Source organism: Streptomyces prunicolor (genome assembly GCF_045162825.1).
GTDB classification, from domain to species: domain Bacteria; phylum Actinomycetota; class Actinomycetes; order Streptomycetales; family Streptomycetaceae; genus Streptomyces; species Streptomyces prunicolor.
On the sequence record NZ_CP108676.1, the window covers coordinates 4,019,128 to 4,035,901 of the forward strand.

At 68.1% G+C, this 16,774-nt stretch carries 15 protein-coding genes and 1 tRNA gene; 9 read left to right on the forward strand and 7 right to left on the reverse strand.

Translation table 11 applies throughout. The features are described 5' to 3' along the window. The first annotated feature begins 19 nt into the window (after positions 1-19). The 3 genes from orn (at position 20) to OG588_RS18035 (ending at position 1,366) form a co-directional block, all read left to right on the forward strand. Positions 20-622, forward strand: a complete 603-nt coding sequence (gene orn / locus OG588_RS18025) for an oligoribonuclease (RefSeq protein ID WP_405948188.1) — start codon at positions 20-22, stop codon at positions 620-622. Between the two features lie 82 nt (positions 623-704). After that, a tRNA-His gene (locus OG588_RS18030) sits at positions 705-777 on the forward strand. Positions 778-865: 88 nt separating this feature from the next. Continuing rightward, the gene (locus OG588_RS18035; RefSeq protein WP_405948189.1) at positions 866-1,366 is read left to right on the forward strand and encodes a GNAT family N-acetyltransferase; all 501 of its coding nucleotides are present in this window, start codon (positions 866-868) and stop codon (positions 1,364-1,366) included. Here the strand turns inward: OG588_RS18035 and OG588_RS18040 are convergent. Together OG588_RS18040 and OG588_RS18045 are read right to left on the reverse strand one after the other, a co-directional pair. Beyond that, positions 1,338-2,117, reverse strand: coding sequence for a serine/threonine protein kinase (locus OG588_RS18040; protein ID WP_405948190.1), 780 nt, complete (start codon positions 2,115-2,117; stop codon positions 1,338-1,340). The genes OG588_RS18035 and OG588_RS18040 overlap by 29 nt on opposite strands. 264 nt (positions 2,118-2,381) lie before the next feature. Next, complete coding sequence (locus OG588_RS18045; RefSeq protein WP_405948191.1) at positions 2,382-3,437, reverse strand: LacI family DNA-binding transcriptional regulator; 1,056 nt, start codon at positions 3,435-3,437, stop codon at positions 2,382-2,384. A 330-nt stretch (positions 3,438-3,767) separates the two neighbouring features. Here OG588_RS18045 and OG588_RS18050 point away from each other — a divergent pair, with 330 nt between their 5' ends. The 6 genes from OG588_RS18050 to OG588_RS18075 all read left to right on the forward strand — a co-directional run bounded on the left by OG588_RS18050 (position 3,768) and on the right by OG588_RS18075 (position 11,120). After that, on the forward strand, positions 3,768-5,090 hold the full coding sequence (locus OG588_RS18050; RefSeq protein WP_405948192.1) for an ABC transporter substrate-binding protein: 1,323 nt from the start codon (positions 3,768-3,770) through the stop codon (positions 5,088-5,090). Further along, on the forward strand, positions 5,087-6,115 hold the full coding sequence (locus tag OG588_RS18055; RefSeq protein ID WP_405948193.1) for a carbohydrate ABC transporter permease: 1,029 nt from the start codon (positions 5,087-5,089) through the stop codon (positions 6,113-6,115). Before OG588_RS18050 ends, OG588_RS18055 begins: the two co-directional genes overlap by 4 nt. Further along, the gene (locus OG588_RS18060) at positions 6,112-7,017 is read left to right on the forward strand and encodes a carbohydrate ABC transporter permease (RefSeq protein ID WP_366091336.1); all 906 of its coding nucleotides are present in this window, start codon (positions 6,112-6,114) and stop codon (positions 7,015-7,017) included. Before OG588_RS18055 ends, OG588_RS18060 begins: the two co-directional genes overlap by 4 nt. 106 nt (positions 7,018-7,123) lie before the next feature. Then, positions 7,124-8,551, forward strand: coding sequence for a GH1 family beta-glucosidase (locus OG588_RS18065; protein ID WP_405948194.1), 1,428 nt, complete (start codon positions 7,124-7,126; stop codon positions 8,549-8,551). A 178-nt stretch (positions 8,552-8,729) separates the two neighbouring features. After that, complete coding sequence (gene hutH / locus OG588_RS18070; RefSeq protein ID WP_405948195.1) at positions 8,730-10,274, forward strand: histidine ammonia-lyase; 1,545 nt, start codon at positions 8,730-8,732, stop codon at positions 10,272-10,274. Between the two features lie 135 nt (positions 10,275-10,409). After that, entirely contained in the window at positions 10,410-11,120 is a 711-nt protein-coding gene (locus OG588_RS18075) for a hypothetical protein (RefSeq protein WP_405948196.1), read from the forward strand. Between the two features lie 59 nt (positions 11,121-11,179). Here OG588_RS18075 and OG588_RS18080 read toward each other — a convergent pair whose 3' ends face one another. The 5 genes from OG588_RS18080 to OG588_RS18100 form a co-directional block, all read right to left on the reverse strand. Then, a complete protein-coding gene (locus OG588_RS18080) occupies positions 11,180-11,554 on the reverse strand; it encodes a VOC family protein (protein ID WP_405948197.1) in 375 nt (124 codons plus the stop codon). Positions 11,555-11,779: 225 nt separating this feature from the next. Continuing rightward, positions 11,780-12,673: a carbohydrate ABC transporter permease gene (locus OG588_RS18085; protein WP_366091326.1), complete on the reverse strand. Its 894-nt coding sequence runs from the start codon at positions 12,671-12,673 to the stop codon at positions 11,780-11,782. Next, a complete protein-coding gene (locus tag OG588_RS18090; protein ID WP_405948198.1) occupies positions 12,670-13,650 on the reverse strand; it encodes a carbohydrate ABC transporter permease in 981 nt (326 codons plus the stop codon). Before OG588_RS18090 ends, OG588_RS18085 begins: the two co-directional genes overlap by 4 nt. Beyond that, positions 13,647-14,945, reverse strand: coding sequence for an ABC transporter substrate-binding protein (locus tag OG588_RS18095; protein ID WP_405948199.1), 1,299 nt, complete (start codon positions 14,943-14,945; stop codon positions 13,647-13,649). Before OG588_RS18095 ends, OG588_RS18090 begins: the two co-directional genes overlap by 4 nt. A 263-nt stretch (positions 14,946-15,208) precedes the next feature. Continuing rightward, on the reverse strand, positions 15,209-16,684 hold the full coding sequence (locus OG588_RS18100; RefSeq protein ID WP_405948200.1) for a cellulose binding domain-containing protein: 1,476 nt from the start codon (positions 16,682-16,684) through the stop codon (positions 15,209-15,211). Positions 16,685-16,774: the final 90 nt, after the last annotated feature.

Genomic DNA, 16,774 nt, shown 5'->3' on the forward strand with positions numbered 1-16,774 from the left:
GCAGCTTAAGGTTAGACACATGAACGATCGCATGGTGTGGATCGACTGCGAGATGACCGGCCTCTCGCTGTCAGACGACGCTCTCATCGAGGTGGCCGCCCTCGTCACCGACTCCGAGCTGAACGTGCTCGGCGAGGGGGTGGACATCGTCATCCGCCCGCCGGACCAGGCGCTGGAGACGATGCCGGACGTAGTACGCCAGATGCACACCGCGTCCGGCCTGCTCGACGAGCTGGCCGGCGGTACGACGCTGGCCGACGCCGAGAAGCTGGTCCTGGCGTACATCCGGGAGCACGTCAAGGAGCCGGGCAGGGCCCCGCTGTGCGGCAACTCGGTCGGCACCGACCGCGGTTTCCTGCTCCGTGACATGCCGACCCTGGAGGAGTACCTCCACTACCGCATCGTGGACGTCTCCTCGGTGAAGGAGCTGGCCCGCCGCTGGTACCCGCGGGCGTACTTCAACAGCCCCGAGAAGAAGGGCAATCACCGCGCCCTCGCCGACATCCGCGAGTCCATCGCCGAGCTGCGCTACTACCGCGAGGCGATCTTCGTCCCGCAGCCCGGCCCCGACTCGGAGACGGCCCGCACGATCGCCGCGAAACACGTCCAGCCCACCCCGTAAAAGCCGTGCGCGAGCACCCCTTCGGACCCTGTACACTTTTTCTCGGCCGGTCGGAAACTTTCAGAGTGAACGACCGGGCATGGTGGGTGTAGCTCAGCTGGTAGAGCACCTGGTTGTGGTCCAGGAAGTCGCGGGTTCAAGTCCCGTCACTCACCCTGAGTAGTCAGCCGGTGACTTCGGAAACGAGGTCACCGGCTGATTCGTTTTCCGGCAACGTTCTCCGGCAACGGGAGCCCGCCCACAATGGACACCGAACTCATCAGCACCGCACGCCTGGATCTCGTCCCGCTGAGCGCGGCCCACGCGGAGGAGATGGCCACGGTCCTGTCCTCCCCCGCCCTCCACACCTTCACCGGCGGCGAACCGCTGAGCCCCGACGCCCTGGGGACCCGTTACGAGCGCCTGGTCGCCGGCTCCCCGGACCCGGCGGTCTCCTGGCTCAACTGGGTCCTCCGCCTCCGCGCCGACGCCCACCTCACGGGCACCGTCCAAGCCACCGTGACCGGGTCCGAGGCCGAGATCGCCTGGGTGGTCGGAGCACCCTGGCAGGGCCGCGGCTTCGCGAGCGAGGCGGCGCAGGGCCTGGTGTCCTGGCTCACCGCCCGCCCCGCCTTCCGTACGGTCGTGGCGCATATCCACCCGGACCACCGGGCATCCGCGGCAGTCGCCACGGCGGCGGGCCTGACGCCGACCGACGAGTGGCAGGACGGCGAGATCAGGTGGCAGCGCGCCACCCGTCCGTGAACTCCCGTACGCTCGCGAACCGTTCGGCGGGATCGGCACGGGTGGCCCTTTCCAGTACGGCTAGTTGACCCGCCGTACCCCGCCAGGCGCGCTCGCCGTCCCCCGCGTCGAGGAGGAGGCGGGCGGTACGGCCGAGGCCGTAGACCGTCGTACGGATGTCGATGCGGGCGCCGAGGTGCCACTCCTCGGGGGCCATGAAGCGGGCCGAACCCGGGAGTCGGTCCTCCTGGAGGACGAAGGGGCCGGGGCGGTACTCGTCGAGGTCGATGAGGTGGAGGACGTCGGCGCCGAAGTCGTAGAGGAACGCGCCGTCGTAGAGATCCACGGCCACCATCCCCGCGGCCTCCACCGCGAGGTGTGCGTCCAGGACACGGTCCACGGCACGGAGGACAGAGGCGAGGGGCAGGGCGCGGAAACGGGCGCGGGCGGGGCCGTAGAGGGACTCCCCGTGGCGCCAGGGCGTGACGACCGCCGTACGGCCGCTGTCCGCCACGGCGATCCGGTGCAGTTGCGGGACGATCGCCGGGTGCCGTACGGCCCGGTGAAAGTCCCAGGCACGGTCAAGTGAGGCCTGGGCGGGGGCAGTTGTCGCCTCCTTGACGAACCAGCGTTCCCTGTCCGGGAGTTGGACGCCATAGGAGACACACCCGGAGTCCTGTTCGCGGAAGACGCGGAACACCTTGCCCACTGTGCGGAGGTAGGGCTCGGTCGCGGGGATCTCTTCTACGGTCAGGAGGGGGTGGGGAGTCATGGGTGCCAGTTTGGGCGTCGGTGCGGGTCGGTGTGGTCGGTTTGTCGCGTAGGGGGACCGCCTTGGTGAACGGGGCCGCCACTCAGCCGACGGCGCGTTCCGCCTGCTTGAGCAGGAGCAGCCGCGTCAGGACGCGAACGGCGTGGTTACAGCACTCGGTGCCGGTTTCGCCAGGATCACCGGAGTCACTGCCCTCGGCGTGAACCGGCATGCCACCAACAAGCCAAGCCACCTGAGCACCCGAGCACCCGGTGACCCCATCCCTCACGACGACGCCCGCATCACCAACTCCGTTGCCAGCACCGCCTGTCGGCGCTCCAGCCCCCTGGACGTAGCCGGGCGCCGGTCCGCGATCTCGGCCAACAACAGGTCGATCATCGCGCGGCCCATCTCCTCGATCGGCTGGCGGACGCTCGTGAGCGGGGGGTCCATGTGGCGGGCGATGGCCGAGTCGTCGTAGCCGACCAGGGCCACGTCGTCGGGGATCACGCGGCCTTCCTCGCGGAGGACCTGGCGGGCGCCCGCCGCCATCACGTCCGAGCCGGCGAAGACCGCGTCCACGTCGGGGCGGCGGGCCAGCAGTTCCTTCATCGCGCGCCGACCGCCCTCCTCCGTGAAGTCGCCCAGCTGGATGAGGTGTTCGTCCACCGCGTGGCCCGCGTCGAGGAGCGCCTCGCGGTAGCCGTCCACGCGGCGTTGGGCGCCGTACACGTCGAGGCGGCCGGTGATGTGCGCGATGCGGGTGCGGCCTCGGGAGAGGAGGTGTTCCACTGCCGAGCGCGCGCCGCCGTAGTTGTCCGAGTCGACGGACGTCAACGTCTCCGCCGCCGAGCGCGGGCCGCTGATCACCGCGGGAATCTCCAACTGCGCCAGCAGGTCCGGGAGTGGGTCGTCCGCGTGGACCGAGACCAGGAGGACGCCGTCCACCCGGTGTGCCGCCAAGTACTGGGCCAGGCGCTGTCGTTCGCGGTCGCTGCCGGCGAAGATCAGCAGCAACTGCATCTCGGTTTCGGAGAGTTCGGCTCCTACGCCCTTGAGCATGTCCGAGAAGTACGGCTCCGCGAAGAAGCGGGTCTCCGGCTCGGGGACGACGAGGGCGATGGCGTCGGTGCGGTTCGCGGCGAGGGCGCGGGCGGCCGTGTTGGGGACGTAGCCGAGTTCGTCCACCGCCGCCTCGACCGCCGCTCGGGTCGCGTCGCTGACTCTTGGCGAACCGTTGATCACCCGGGAGACCGTGCCGCGGCCCACACCGGCGCGCGCCGCGACCTCCTCCAGGGTCGGCCGGCCGCCACTCCGGCTCCGCGCTCCGTGGCCTGCCATTGGCTCCGCCTCCTGTCGACCCACCCGTTGGCCTGGAATGTAACAGTCCTGATCAGGGAAGAGGGGCGTGAGGAGCCCCGCCTCCGGCCGGATCCACGCCTCCCGCACAGTTAGCTAACAGACGAATAACTGAACGCATCTCTCCGCGTCCGCTCCCTTGACACCCCCGCGCGAACCGACGACTCTTCAACACATCACCGGTGGGAGCGCTCCCACGGTACCTGACACATACACATCCCGCACGTTCCCCGCCCGAGCCGCAGCGTGAACTAACGGGCCCAACAATGCAGTTGGCCGGGGGGTCGGCACGTCAGGCAACAGGAGGACGCAATGCGCACGAGTACCCGACGGTCCCATCGGCTGATGGCCCTCGCGGCCGTCGCCGCGCTGACCACAGGGGTGCTGGCCGGCTGCTCCAGCGACTCGAACGACACCTCGTCGAATTCGAGCGGCGGCACTTCCAAGGGCAAGACCACGCTGACCGTCGGTACCTTCGGCGTCTTCGGCTACAAGCAGGCCGGTCTGTACGACGAGTACATGAAGCTCCACCCGAACATCACCATCAAGGAGGACGTCACCACCCGTACCGACGTGTACTGGCCGAAGGTCCTCACCCGGCTCCAGGCCGGCGCGGGCACCGACGACATCCAGGCCATCGAGGTCGGCAACATCACCGAGGCCGTGCAGACGCAGGCCGACAAGTTCGTCGACCTCGGCAAGGACGTCGACAAGACCCAGTGGCTGTCCTGGAAGAACGCCCAGGCCACCACCAAGGACGGCAAGCAGATAGGCCTCGGCACCGACACCGGCCCGATGGCGATCTGCTACCGCAAGGACCTCTTCAAGAAGGCCGGGCTGCCGACGGATCGCACGCAGCTCGCCAATCTGTGGAAGGGCGACTGGTCGAAGTACGCCGATGTCGGCAAGGACTACATGAAGAAGGCGCCCAAGGGCACCAAGTTCGTGGACTCCGCGTCGTCCGTCTACAACGCGGCCATCGGCGGCGAGAGCCAGCGGTACTACGACAAGGACGGCAACGTCATCTGGGACAAGTCGACCGGTGTGAAGGCGGCTTGGAACGCGGCGATGGACGTGGCGACCAGCAACATGTCGGCGAAGCTGAAGCAGTTCGACCCGACCTGGGACCAGGGCTTCGCCAACGCGAGCTTCGCGACGGTGGCCTGCCCCGCGTGGATGATGGGCTACATCCAGGAGAAGGCGGGCGACTCCGGCAAGGGCAACTGGGACGTGGCGGCGGCGCCGACCGCGGCCAACTGGGGCGGTTCGTTCCTGGGGGTTCCCACGGCGTCCAAGCACCAGGCCGACGCCGTGGCGCTGGCCAAGTGGCTGACCGCACCGGAGCAGCAGGAGAAGGTCTTCGCCAAGCAGGCCAGCTTCCCGTCCACCCCGGCGGCGTACCCGAACCTGAAGCCGGCCGCCGCCACGACGGCCTACTTCTCGAACGCGCCGATCACCCAGATCTTCTCCGACTCGGCGAAGACCATCCCGGTGCAGACCTTCGGCATCAAGGACCAGCCGATCGGTACCGCGATCACTGACGTCGGCATCCTCCAGGTGGAGCAGAAGGGCAAGACCCCGGCCCAGGGATGGAGCGCCGCCACCAAGGAGATCAAGGACGTGCTCGGGCAGTGAGCAGCTCCAAGCAGGCCCTCGCACACCCCGCGCCGGGCTCCGGCGCCGCGCCCGGCGACAAGCCGGGCGCGGCCCGCGGCGCCGGCGGTCGCGGTACGCCGGCTCCCGGCCCGAGTTCGTGGCGGAGCCGGCTGTACCGCTGGGACATGAAGGCGGCGCCGTACGCGTTCATCTCCCCGTTCTTCATCATCTTCGGGGCCTTCGGGCTCATCCCGCTGCTGTACACGGGCTGGTACTCGCTGCACAACGTGCAGTTGTCGTCGCTGGACCACAAGTCGTGGGCGGGGCTGGACAATTACCGGAACCTGTTGTCCTCGGACTTCTTCTGGAACGCCCTGAAGAACACGTTCACCATCGGGCTGATCTCCACCGTGCCGCAGCTGTTGATGGCGATCGGGATCGCGCATCTGCTCAACTACCGGCTGCGCGGCTCGACCGTGTGGCGGGTCGTGATGCTCACCCCGTACGCCACCTCGGTGGCCGCGGCGACCCTCGTCTTCACGCTGCTGTACTCGTGGGACGGCGGGATGGTCAACTGGCTGCTGCACTTCGTCGGCGTGGATGCCATCAACTGGCGTGAATCCACGTGGGGTTCGCAGTTCGCGGTGTCGTCGATCGTGATCTGGCGGTGGACGGGTTACAACGCGCTGATCTACCTCGCGGCGATGCAGGCGATCCCGGGCGACCTGTACGAGTCGGCGGCGATCGACGGCGCGAACCGCTGGCAGCAGTTCCGCCATGTGACGGTCCCCCAGTTGCGCCCGACCATCCTCTTCACAGTGGTCGTCTCCACCATCGGCGCGACCCAACTCTTCGGCGAGCCCCTGCTGTTCGGTGGGGTCAGCGGTTCGAAGGGCGGCTCCGAGCACCAGTACCAGACGCTCGGTCTGTACATGTACGACCAGGGCTGGATCATCGGCAACCTCGGCAAGGCGTCCGCGATCGCCTGGTCGATGTTCCTGATCCTGCTGATCGTCGCCGCGATCAACCTGCTGTTCACCCGACGGCTGAGGAAGTCCCAATGACCACAAGCGAACTGACAGCCCCTCAGGACGCCGTGCCCGTACGGGAGGTGCGCGCCCCTCGCCGCCGTGTCATGGGCGCGGGCAAGCAGATGCACGGGGGCCCGCTCACCTACGCCGTCCTCATCCTCCTCGCGCTGGTCTCGCTGGCCCCGCTGGTGTGGACGGCGATCGCGGCCTCGCGCAACAACCAGCGGCTCGCCGAGACCCCGCCACCGCTGTGGTTCGGGGCGAACCTGTTCAAGAACCTCCAAGCCGCCTGGGAGCAGGCCGGCATGGGCACCGCGATGTTCAACTCCACGGTCGTCGCGGGCTCGATCACCATCGGCACGGTCCTGTTCTCCACCCTGGCGGGCTTCGCCTTCGCCAAGCTGAAGTTCAGGTTCTCCAGCACGCTGCTCCTGCTGACCATCGGCACGATGATGATCCCGCCCCAACTGGCCGTCGTACCGCTGTACTTGTGGATGGCTGACCTGCACTGGTCCAACCACCTCCAGACGGTCATCCTGCCGACGCTGGTCAGTGCCTTCGGTACGTTCTTCATGCGCCAGTACCTGGTCCAGGCCCTCCCCACCGAACTGATCGAGGCGGCGAGAGTGGACGGCGCGAGCAGCCTGCGGGTGGTGTGGCACGTGGTCTTCCCGGCGGCCCGCCCGGCCATGGCGGTCCTCGGACTCCTGACCTTCGTGATGGCCTGGAACGACTTCCTCTGGCCGATCATCGCCCTCAACCAGCAGAACCCGACCGTCCAGGTCGCCCTGAACTCCCTGGGCACCGGCTACATCCCCGACCAGTCGGTGATCATGGCGGGCGCGCTGCTCGGCACGCTGCCGCTGCTGATCGCCTTCCTGCTCTTCGGCAAGCAGATCGTGGGCGGGATCATGCAGGGCGCGGTCAAGGGCTGACGGTTCGCCGCCTTCCTCATCTCGGTTCTCTTCTACGTCAGTTGGGGAGCCGGGGCACCGCCGCCCCGGTCTCTCCGGCCCCCTCCTCCACTATGGGAGCGCTTCCATGCCTGAGCCCATTACACCTGTCACCTTCCCTTCCGCCTTCCTCTGGGGCGCCGCGACCTCCGCTTACCAGATCGAGGGGGCGGTGCGGGAGGGCGGTCGTACGCCCTCGATCTGGGACACGTTCAGTCATACGCCGGGCCGTACGGCCGGTGGTGAGCACGGTGACATCGCTGTCGACCACTACCACCGCTACCGCGACGACGTGGCGCTGATGGCGGACCTGGGCCTGACGGCGTACCGCTTCTCGGTCTCCTGGCCGCGGGTGCAGCCGACCGGCCGGGGCCCGGCGGTCCAGGTGGGCCTGGACTTCTACCGCCGTCTGGTGGACGAGCTGCTGGCGGTCGGCATCAAGCCGGCGCTGACCCTCTACCACTGGGATCTGCCGCAGGAGTTGGAGGACGCGGGCGGCTGGCCGGAGCGCGACACGGCGTACCGCTTCGCCGAGTACGCGCAGATCATGGGCGAGGCGCTGGGCGACCGTGTGGAGCAGTGGATCACGCTCAACGAGCCCTGGTGCAGCGCGTTCCTGGGCTACGGCTCGGGAGTGCACGCGCCGGGCCGTACGGACGCGGCGGCTTCGCTCAAGGCGGCGCATCACCTCAACCTGGCGCACGGGCTGGCGACTTCGGCGCTGCGCGCGTCGATGCCGGCCCGCAACTCGGTCGCGGTGAGCCTCAACTCATCGGTCGTCAGGCCCGCTTCGCAGTCCCCGGAGGACATGGCGGCGGCCCGCAAGATCGACGACCTGGCCAACGGGGTGTTCCACGGGCCGATGCTGCACGGCTCGTATCCGCAGTCCCTCTTCGAGGCGACGAGGTCGGTCACGGACTGGTCGTTCGTCCAGGACGGCGACCTGACGCTCATTCACCAGCCGCTGGACGCACTGGGGTTGAACTACTACACCCCGACGCTGGTGGAGGCGGCGGAGGCGGCCCCGGCGGGCCCGCGGGCGGACGGTCACGGCGTGAGCGCGTACACCCCCTGGCCGGGCGCGGACGACGTGGCGTTCCTCCAGACGCCGGGCGAGCGCACGGAGATGGGCTGGACGATCGATCCGACGGGCCTGTACGACCTGATCACGCGGTACACGAGGGAGGCGCCGGGACTGCCGTTGTACGTGACGGAGAACGGCGCGGCCTACGACGACAAGCCCGACCCGGAGGGCAACGTCCACGACCCCGAGCGGATCGCGTATCTGCACGGCCACCTGTCGGCGGTGCGGCGCGCCATCGCCGACGGGGCGGATGTGCGGGGCTATTACCTCTGGTCGCTCATGGACAACTTCGAGTGGGCGTACGGCTACGAGAAGCGGTTCGGGGCGGTGTACGTGGACTACGCGACGCTGGCGCGGACGCCGAAGTCGAGCGCGCGGTGGTACGGGGAGGCGGCTCGGACGGGGGTGCTGCCTGGGGTGCAGGGGGTCTGACCGACGGGGGTGAGGGGGACGGGGCGCGGTATGCCGTGGGGGCGTGCCGCGCCCCGTCCTCGATGCCACCGAGGGGGACCCGTATCCATGAGGCGAGACCGCCCTTGCCAAGCGCTAAATAGAGTGATTCATTCGATCCGCAAGTGAATGGATACACGTCAAGCGCGAGGAGAGGTCCGTGGCCGCCCCTGAGATCACCGCTGTCACCCTGGGCCCGGAGCCGATCAGCATCGAGCAGTTCGTCGCGGTCGCCCGGCACGGTGCGCGGGTCGAGTTCGACGCGGCGTACGTCGACCGGGTCCGCAAGTCCCGCGCGCTGGTGGAGCGCTTCCTCGCCGAGAACCGCCTCGTCTACGGCGTCACCACCGGGTTCGGTGACAACGTCACGGAGGTCATCGCCCCGGCGGACGCCGAGCGGCTCCAGCGCAACATCGTGCGCTCGCACGCCGTGTCGGTCGGGGAGCCGTTGCCCGTCGAGGTGGTTCGTGCCATCGCGTTGATGGAGTTGGTCGGGCTCGGGGAAGGGTTCTCCGGCATCCGGTTCGAGACGCTGGAGCTGATCCGGCGGATGCTCAACTCCGGGGTCACGCCGCACGTTCCCGGCGAGGGTTCCGTGGGCTATCTGGCCCCCGAGGCGCACATGGCGCTCGTACTGCTGGGAGAGGGCCGGGCCTGGTACGGCGGCGAACTCCTGCCCGGTGCCGAGGCGTTGGCCCGGATCGGCGAACGGCCGACCCGACTCGCCTGCAAGGAGGGGCTGTCGCTGACGAACGGGACGCACTCGGTCACCGCGATCGCCGTCCTGGCCGCCCATGACGCCGAACTCGCGGCGACCACAGCCGACGTGGCCGCGAGCCTGTCGGTGCAGGCACTCAAGGGCACCGTCCGCGCCTACGACGCCCGGATCCAGGAGCGGAAGCGACACCCCGAGCAGGCCGCCGTCGCCGAGAACCTGCGACGGCTGACCGAGTCCAGCGCGATCAGCGCCGAGTTCCTCGATCACCGGCTCCAGGACGCGCTCTCCCTGCGTGCCGTACCGCAGATGCACGGTGGTGCGAAGCGGGCACTGGCGCAGGCGCGGGAGGTCATCGTCGAGGAACTCCACTCTGTGGGCGACAACCCGGTCATCCACCCCGAGGGCGAGGACGGGGTCGCGCTGAGCGGGGCGAACTGCGACAGCACGTACGTCGGGATCCAGGCCGACTCCATGGTCAACGCGATGACCGTGCTGGCCAAGGTCTCCGAACGCCGTACCGACCGCATGGTCAACAGCAACTTCAGCGAACTGCCCGCCTTCCTGGTCCGGCAGCAACCGGGGCTCAACAGCGGCTACATGATCGCCCAGTACACGGCCGCCGCCCTGACCATGGAACTGCGCGGCCTGGCCGTCCCCGCCTCCGCCGACAACGTCACTACCTCCGCCAACCAGGAAGACACCGTCAGCAACGGTTACTTGGCGGCTCTGAAGGCTTACCGCGCGGCCCGCAAGCTCGGCTACGTCCTCGCGATCGAGCTGATGTGCGCGACCCAGGCCCTCGACCTCCTCGCACCGCTCTCGCCCTCACCGGCCGCGGAGGCACTGCGGGCCCGGATCCGGGAAACCGTGCCGGCCGTCGACGAGGACCGGGTCTTCCATGCCGACATCGAGCACATCGCCGAACTCGTGCGCGGCGGGGATGTGTTGAGGGCCGTAGAGGGTGTCGTGGGGGCACTGCGCCGCTGACGTCGGGCCAAAGGACGAAAGACCCCGCCGCCATTCACAGCCGCCCCTCAGATCCCCCGCAGCGGCCTCTCAGCCCCAAGGCGTCTGATCTCTACGTACGGGGTGATTCGATCCCGGCGCAGACGGGAGGACGTCATGTTTTTCATCGTGTTGGTGCTGCTGGCCCTGATCGTCGGCGGGGCCGTCGCCTTCAGCAAGAGGCAAGCGGGCGGCGGGAGTTCACGGTTCGGCACCAGCGGCTACGGCCCCGGCCCCGGCCCCGCTTCGCAGTCCTACGACGCCGACGCCGGCGCCGAGGCCACCCGCTGGGTGGAGCGGCTGGGCGGGAGTCTGTCGACGCTGGACGCCGGTGGGAACACCGCCGCCCGGCAGGCCCTCGCCGACGCCACCGAGCGGCTCCGCGCGGCCGAGGGGCAACTCGCCGTCGCCTACTCGCCGATGCAGTACGGGCTCGTGACGCAGACCGCCGTCGAGGGGCTGCATCACATCCGTACCGCCCGTGGGGCACTGGGACTTGACCCCGGGCCCGAGTTGCCCGCGCAGGGTGCCGGCGGACAGGTCACGGTCGGTGGGCAGACGTACACCTCCTCCGCGCGGCCCGGCACGAACACGCCGTACTACTACCCCGGCGGGGTCGTCAACGGCCGTTCCGTGGGCGGGGGTTGGTACAGCACCCCGTGGTGGAAGACCGCCCTTGTCGCAGGTGCCGCCGGGGTCGGTGGCATGTTGCTCGCGGACGCGCTGTTCGACGGGTTCCACCATCACGGGCCGCACGGTGGGATGTTCGGCGGTGGGCCGGGGGGACCCGGTGGGTTCGGGGGGTTCGGCGGGCCCGGGGGGTTCTGAGTCGGTGGACCGCCTGGTCGGGCGCTGGGTTCCGGGCACCCGACCAGGTCCGCGCCCGGTTACAGATACGGGCGGGTGATCAGCTCGATCGCGTGGCCGGCGGGGTCCTTGAAGTACACGCCTCGGCCGCCGTGTTCGTCGTTGATCTCGCCCGCGCGGCGCATCTGCGGATCGGCCCAGTGCTCGATGTCGCGGTCACACAGCCGCCGGTAGGCGCGGTCGAACAACTCGTCGTCGAGCAGGAACGCGTAGTGCTGCATCTGGATCTCCACCGGTGGCTCGGCGAACTGCAGGAGCACTCCGTCGGTGAGCTGGATGTTCGTGAACGGGCCCCAGGACGGCGCTTCGGAGAGTTCCAGCAACTCCCGGAAGAAGCGAGCCGATTCGTTGCGGTCCTTGGCGGCGATGATGGTGTGGTTGAACGTGGCTGTCATGCGGATGACCTCGCTGTGGTTCGACACGGGAATGGGACTCGCGATACGCGAGTGCCGGGGGTCCGCGTGCCGAACCGAGGGGGTGCGTGCTCCGCACCCACCGTGCGGTCAGCCCTCCACCGGATGGCCGATCCGTGTGTGGCGTGGTAGCGCCGGTCCGGTGTTCACGTCGGAGGACGTTACTTGATCGGACCGGCTGTCACAACGGGCTCAACTGGAAGGGTGTCAGCCCTTGTTGGCGCCCAGTGTGAGACCGCTGACGAACTGGCGCTGGAGCGCGAAGTACACGACCAGGGTCGGGATCGCGGTGAGCAGGGCGCCGGCCGCGACCAGGTTGGGGTCGGTGAAGTACTGGCCGGAGAGGTTGTTCAGGGCGGAGGTGATCGGCATGTTCTCGCCGGTCGAGATCAGCACGATCGCCCAGAAGAAGTCGTTGTAGATCCAGATGGAGAGCAGGGTGGCCAGGGCCGCCATCGCCGGTTTGCACAGGGGCAGCACGATCTGCCAGTACATCCGCCACACCGACGCCCCGTCGACCAGCGCGGCCTCGGTCAGTTCGTGCGGCAGCATCCGCATGTAGTTGCTCAACACGAAGGCGCAGAAGCCCGATTGGAACGCCACGTGGATGAGGACCAGGCCGAGCGCGGAGTCGTAGAGCTTGCCGCTCATCGTGATGCCGGGCAGGTCGATCAGCAGGTACAGGCGGTACAGCGGGGTGATGATGACCTGCTGGGGCAGCAGGTTGCCGGCCGTGAAGACCAGCAGCAGGGCGATGTTGAGCCGGAAGTCGAAGCGGCTGACGTAGAACGCGACCATCGACGCCAGCAGCAGCGTGAGCAGCACGGCCGGGACCGCGATGATCAGTGTGTTGACGAAGTAGTGGATCATGTCGGACTGCTGGAACGCGTTCTTGAAGTTGTCGAAGTTCAGCGTGTCCGGCCAGGAGACGTAGCCCTTGTCGCTGGTCTCCGAGTACGGGCGCAGGGCCGCGTAGACCGCCCACAGCAGCGGGGCGAGCCAGGCCAGCGAGGTGACGACGAGGAACGTGTGCAGCAGGACCCGGGCCGGGCGCAGCGGGGTGCGCTGCTTCACGCCGAGCGCGGCGGTGGGGGTGGTCATGCGCGCCGCTCCTTCCGGAAGGTCGCGATCAGGTACGGGATGATGACCACGAGGGAGATGACCAGCAGGACGACGGCGATCGCCGACCCGTAGCCGATCCGGCTGGACTCACCGACGATGTTGTTGGTGATCAGGATCGACAGCAACTCGGTGCCCTGGGCGCCCTTGTTGAAGACCCACACCAGGTCGAAGGCGCGCAGCGACTCGATGATCGTGACGACCAGGACGACCGTGTTGGTGGGGCGCAGGGTCGGGAAGATGACGTTCTTGAACGTCTGCCACTCGTTCGCGCCGTCCAGGGCCGAAGCTTCCCTCAGCGATGGGTCCACGCCCTTCAGGCCGGCCAGGTACAGGATCATCATGTAGCCGGCGTGCCGCCAGGACGCGGCGATCAGGACGGCCCACAGGTTGAGCTTGGGGTCGCCGATCCAGTCGATGTAGTGGCCGGGCTTGTTGGCCCCGATGAGGCTGTTGATCAGGCCGGTGTCGGGGTTGTAGATCAGCTGCCAGACGAATCCGGTGACCGCCAGCGACATCACGACCGGCAGGAAGAACGCGGTCTGGTAGACGCGGCTGAAGCGGATGTTCTTGTCCAACTGGACGGCCAGGAACAGGCCGAAGGGCGTCGGCAGCAGGATGAGCACGACGAACCAGATGACGTTGTGCTCGAGGGCGGGCCAGAACTGCGGGTTGTCGGTGAACAACTGACGGAAGTTGTCCAGCCCGACCCACTTGATGGAGTCGAAGCCGATGCCGTCCCAGCTGGTGAAGGCCAGGGCGATCGAGGCGAGGGCGGTGACCCAGACCAGGGCCACGTGCAGGACCGTCGGCACGCCCGCCATGAAGGCGAGCGTGATGCGGTCACGGCGGGTCAGCAGGCGCTTGGCGCCCTGCGGGACCCGCTTGTTCTCGGGCGCGGGGCCCGGAGGCGGAACGGCGTCCGCCTCCGGGCTCGTCGTAGTCGTCTCGGAGATCATGAGGAGGCGAAGATCGTCTTCTTCTGGCGCTCGATCGAGGACAGCAGACTGTCGACGCCCTTGGGGTTCTGGAGGAACTTCTGCAGGCCGGGCTGCATCACCGTCGAGGTGAAGTCCGGACGGGAGTCGCGGTCCATGAACTGGGTGAGGCTCTTGGCGGCGCCGATCATATCGTACGCCTTCTTCTGCAGCGGCGAGTACGCGGCGGTGGAGGCCTTGCTGGAGGCGGCCACCACGCTCGGGTCGGTCTTGAGGTAGAGCTCCTCGGCCGCCGGGCTGCCCAGGTACTCCAGGAGCTTGACGACACCGTCGTGGTTCTTCGGGGACTTGCTGACCATGAAGCCGTCGGTGGGCGCCTCGACGGTGTCCTGGCCGTACGCGGAGTTGATCTCCGGGAAGGGGAAGAAGTCGAGGTCGTCGAGGTCGGCCTGCTTGGTGAACTGCTGCGCCACGAAGGAGCCCAGGACGTACATGCCGGACTTCTTCGCCACCAGGCCCTGGGCGGCGTCCTGCCAGGTGCGGCCCATGAAGCCGTCCTGGTGGTACGGGAGGAGCTCGGCCCAGTGGTCGAAGACCGCCTTGACCTTCGGGTCGGTCCACGCCTCCTTGCCTGCCATCAGGGACTTGTGGAAGTCGTAGCCGTTGAGGCGGAAGTTGATCTGGTCGAAGGTGCCCATCGCCGGCCAGGCGTCCTTGTCGCCGAAGGCGATCGGGACCAGGCCGTCGCTCTTCATCTTCTTGCACAGGGCGACCAGTTCGTCCCAGGTGGTGGGGACGGTGTAGCCCTTCGCCGTGAAGACGCTCTTGCGGTAGAAGACCGCCCACGGGTACGTGGTCAGCGGCACGAAGTAGTACTTGCCGTCCTCGCCCTTGCTGAGCTTCTTCATCGCGTCGGGGAAGTTGTCCCCGATCTTCGCCCACACGTCGTCGATGGGCGAGGCGAGCTTCTTGGCCGCGAAGAACTGCATGCGGTACCCGGCGAACCAGTTGAACACGTCGTCCGGCGTGCCCTGGAGGTAGGAGTTGATCTGCTCCTGGAAGGTGTTGTGGTCCTTCGTGTTGACCTTGACGGTGACGCCGGACTGCTTCGTGAAGGCCGTGTACATGCTCGCGTAGGCCTTCTTCGGCACCGCGTCGGACTGGTTGGAGCCGAGGGAGACGGTCTTCGGGTCGGACGAGCTGCCGCTGCTGCCGCAGGCGCTCAGCAGGGGTATGCCGGCGCCGAGCACGGCAGCGCCACCTATGCCGCGCAGGACGGAGCGGCGACTGGCGGCGGGGAGAGAGAAGTCGGGCATGAACGGCTCCTGACGGACAGGGTTCGGCCGGAATGCGCCACGCCCCAGGTCTTCGTAACCGACCAGAAACCAACGCGACCAAACACGGTGGCGTAATAACAGTCCTATGTCTGGTCATGCGTCAACACCCGCCACCTTCATTTGTCGAAACGTAATCGACACTCAGGAGCAAAAGGAGCGAACGTACGACCGAGGGGCCGCACGTCCGCTCCGGGGTGACCGGGGTCACGGGGTCCACGAGGGGCCCCGGGCCCATGGGGCGCCTACTGGAAGGCCGCGAAGGCCTTGGTGAAGGCGGACGGGGCCTGGACGATCGAACTGCAGGTCGCGTCCGCACTGGGCTTGGCACCGCCGGGGCACTGCTTGTCACGGGTCGCGGACCACATCGAGAGGCCGCCCAAACCCTTCGCCTTTGCGAATGCCGCCAACCCGTTCGCGTCCTCGACCGTGAAGACCTCCGATGACACGTCGTTGACACCGATCATCGGGGTCACTGCAACCGCTTTCCATGCAGAACTGTCCGAGAGCCCGAGAATGCTCTTGACTTGGGCTTGTGTAGCAGTAGCCGCTTGCTGTGAGTACGTTCCCATATTTCCGCTGTACGCCGGTCCGTAGTCCATCGCCATGATGTTGACCGTGTTGATCTTGACGCCGTTGGACTTGGCATTGGACAACAGGTTCACCCCGTCCTGGGTCAGACCCTCGGGCATCACGGGGAGCGTGTAGGAGACGTCCAGGTTCGGGTGCTGCTGCTGGAGCTTGGCTATCGCCTGGGCGCGGATCGTGTTGGCCGCCGTGTTGGGCAGCGCGCCGCCCTCGATGTCGAAGTCGACCTTGGTCAGGCCGTACGCGTCCACGACCTTGCCGTACGCCGTCGCCAGCGCGCTCGCCGAACCGCACGTCGTCGCCAGCTCGGAGCCGGACGCGCCGCCGAAGGAGACCCGGACGTCACCGCCCTTGGCACGCAGCGCGCCGATCTGCGAGGCCACCCCGTCGCTGCCGAGGTCAGAGACCCCGCCCCACTTCGGGGTACAGCCGCCGCCGTCGGTGATGAAGGCGAGGTTGTAGTTCTTCACGCCGGTCGCGGTGACGTTGGCGAGCAGGTCGAAGGCGGGATAGAGGGAGGTGTCGACGTAGGGGGCGAAGCCCGCGCCGGCCGTCGTGCCGGTGCCGGTGCTCTGGGTCGGGGAGGCGGTGGGAGTGGCCGTGGGCTTGGGGGTGGCCGTGGGGGTGGGCTTGGAGGTCGGCGAGGCGGTCGGCGTGGGCGTCGGTGACGAGGTCGTCGGGCGGCCGGTCGGCTCGGGGGTCGCGGTGCCGTCCGCCGAGCACTTGGCGTTGTCGACGAGACAACTGGTCGGCTGGCCCGTGCCGTTGACCACGAAACCGACCGTGACCGACTCGCCGGCCGCGAGCCCGTCCGTGTCCCACTTCGGCGGCTTCACGGTGACGCGCTGCCCGCTCACGCTCGACTCGGCGTTCCACAGCGAGCTGAGCTTCGATCCCGACGGGAGGTCGAACTCCAGCGTCCAGTCCTTCTTCGTGGCCCCGGTCGTGTTCGTGACGACGTACTGCGCGGTGTATCCCGTCGACCACTCGCTGGTTCTGGTGTAGGCCGCGCCCACGCTCGCCGCCTGGGCGATGCCGGTCAGCATGATCGCGCCGCCACCGACGACCGCGGCGGCGACCGCTCCGCCGATCACCTTGTTCCTCTTGCTGATCCTGCGCCGGTGCGTGCTCATCGCGTGCCTGCTTTCGCCGTACGGGGGTGGGGTGCGGCAGCACGCTAGCGATCCGGAACCGGGCAAAACGCCTGATCCGGACGGGAGTTC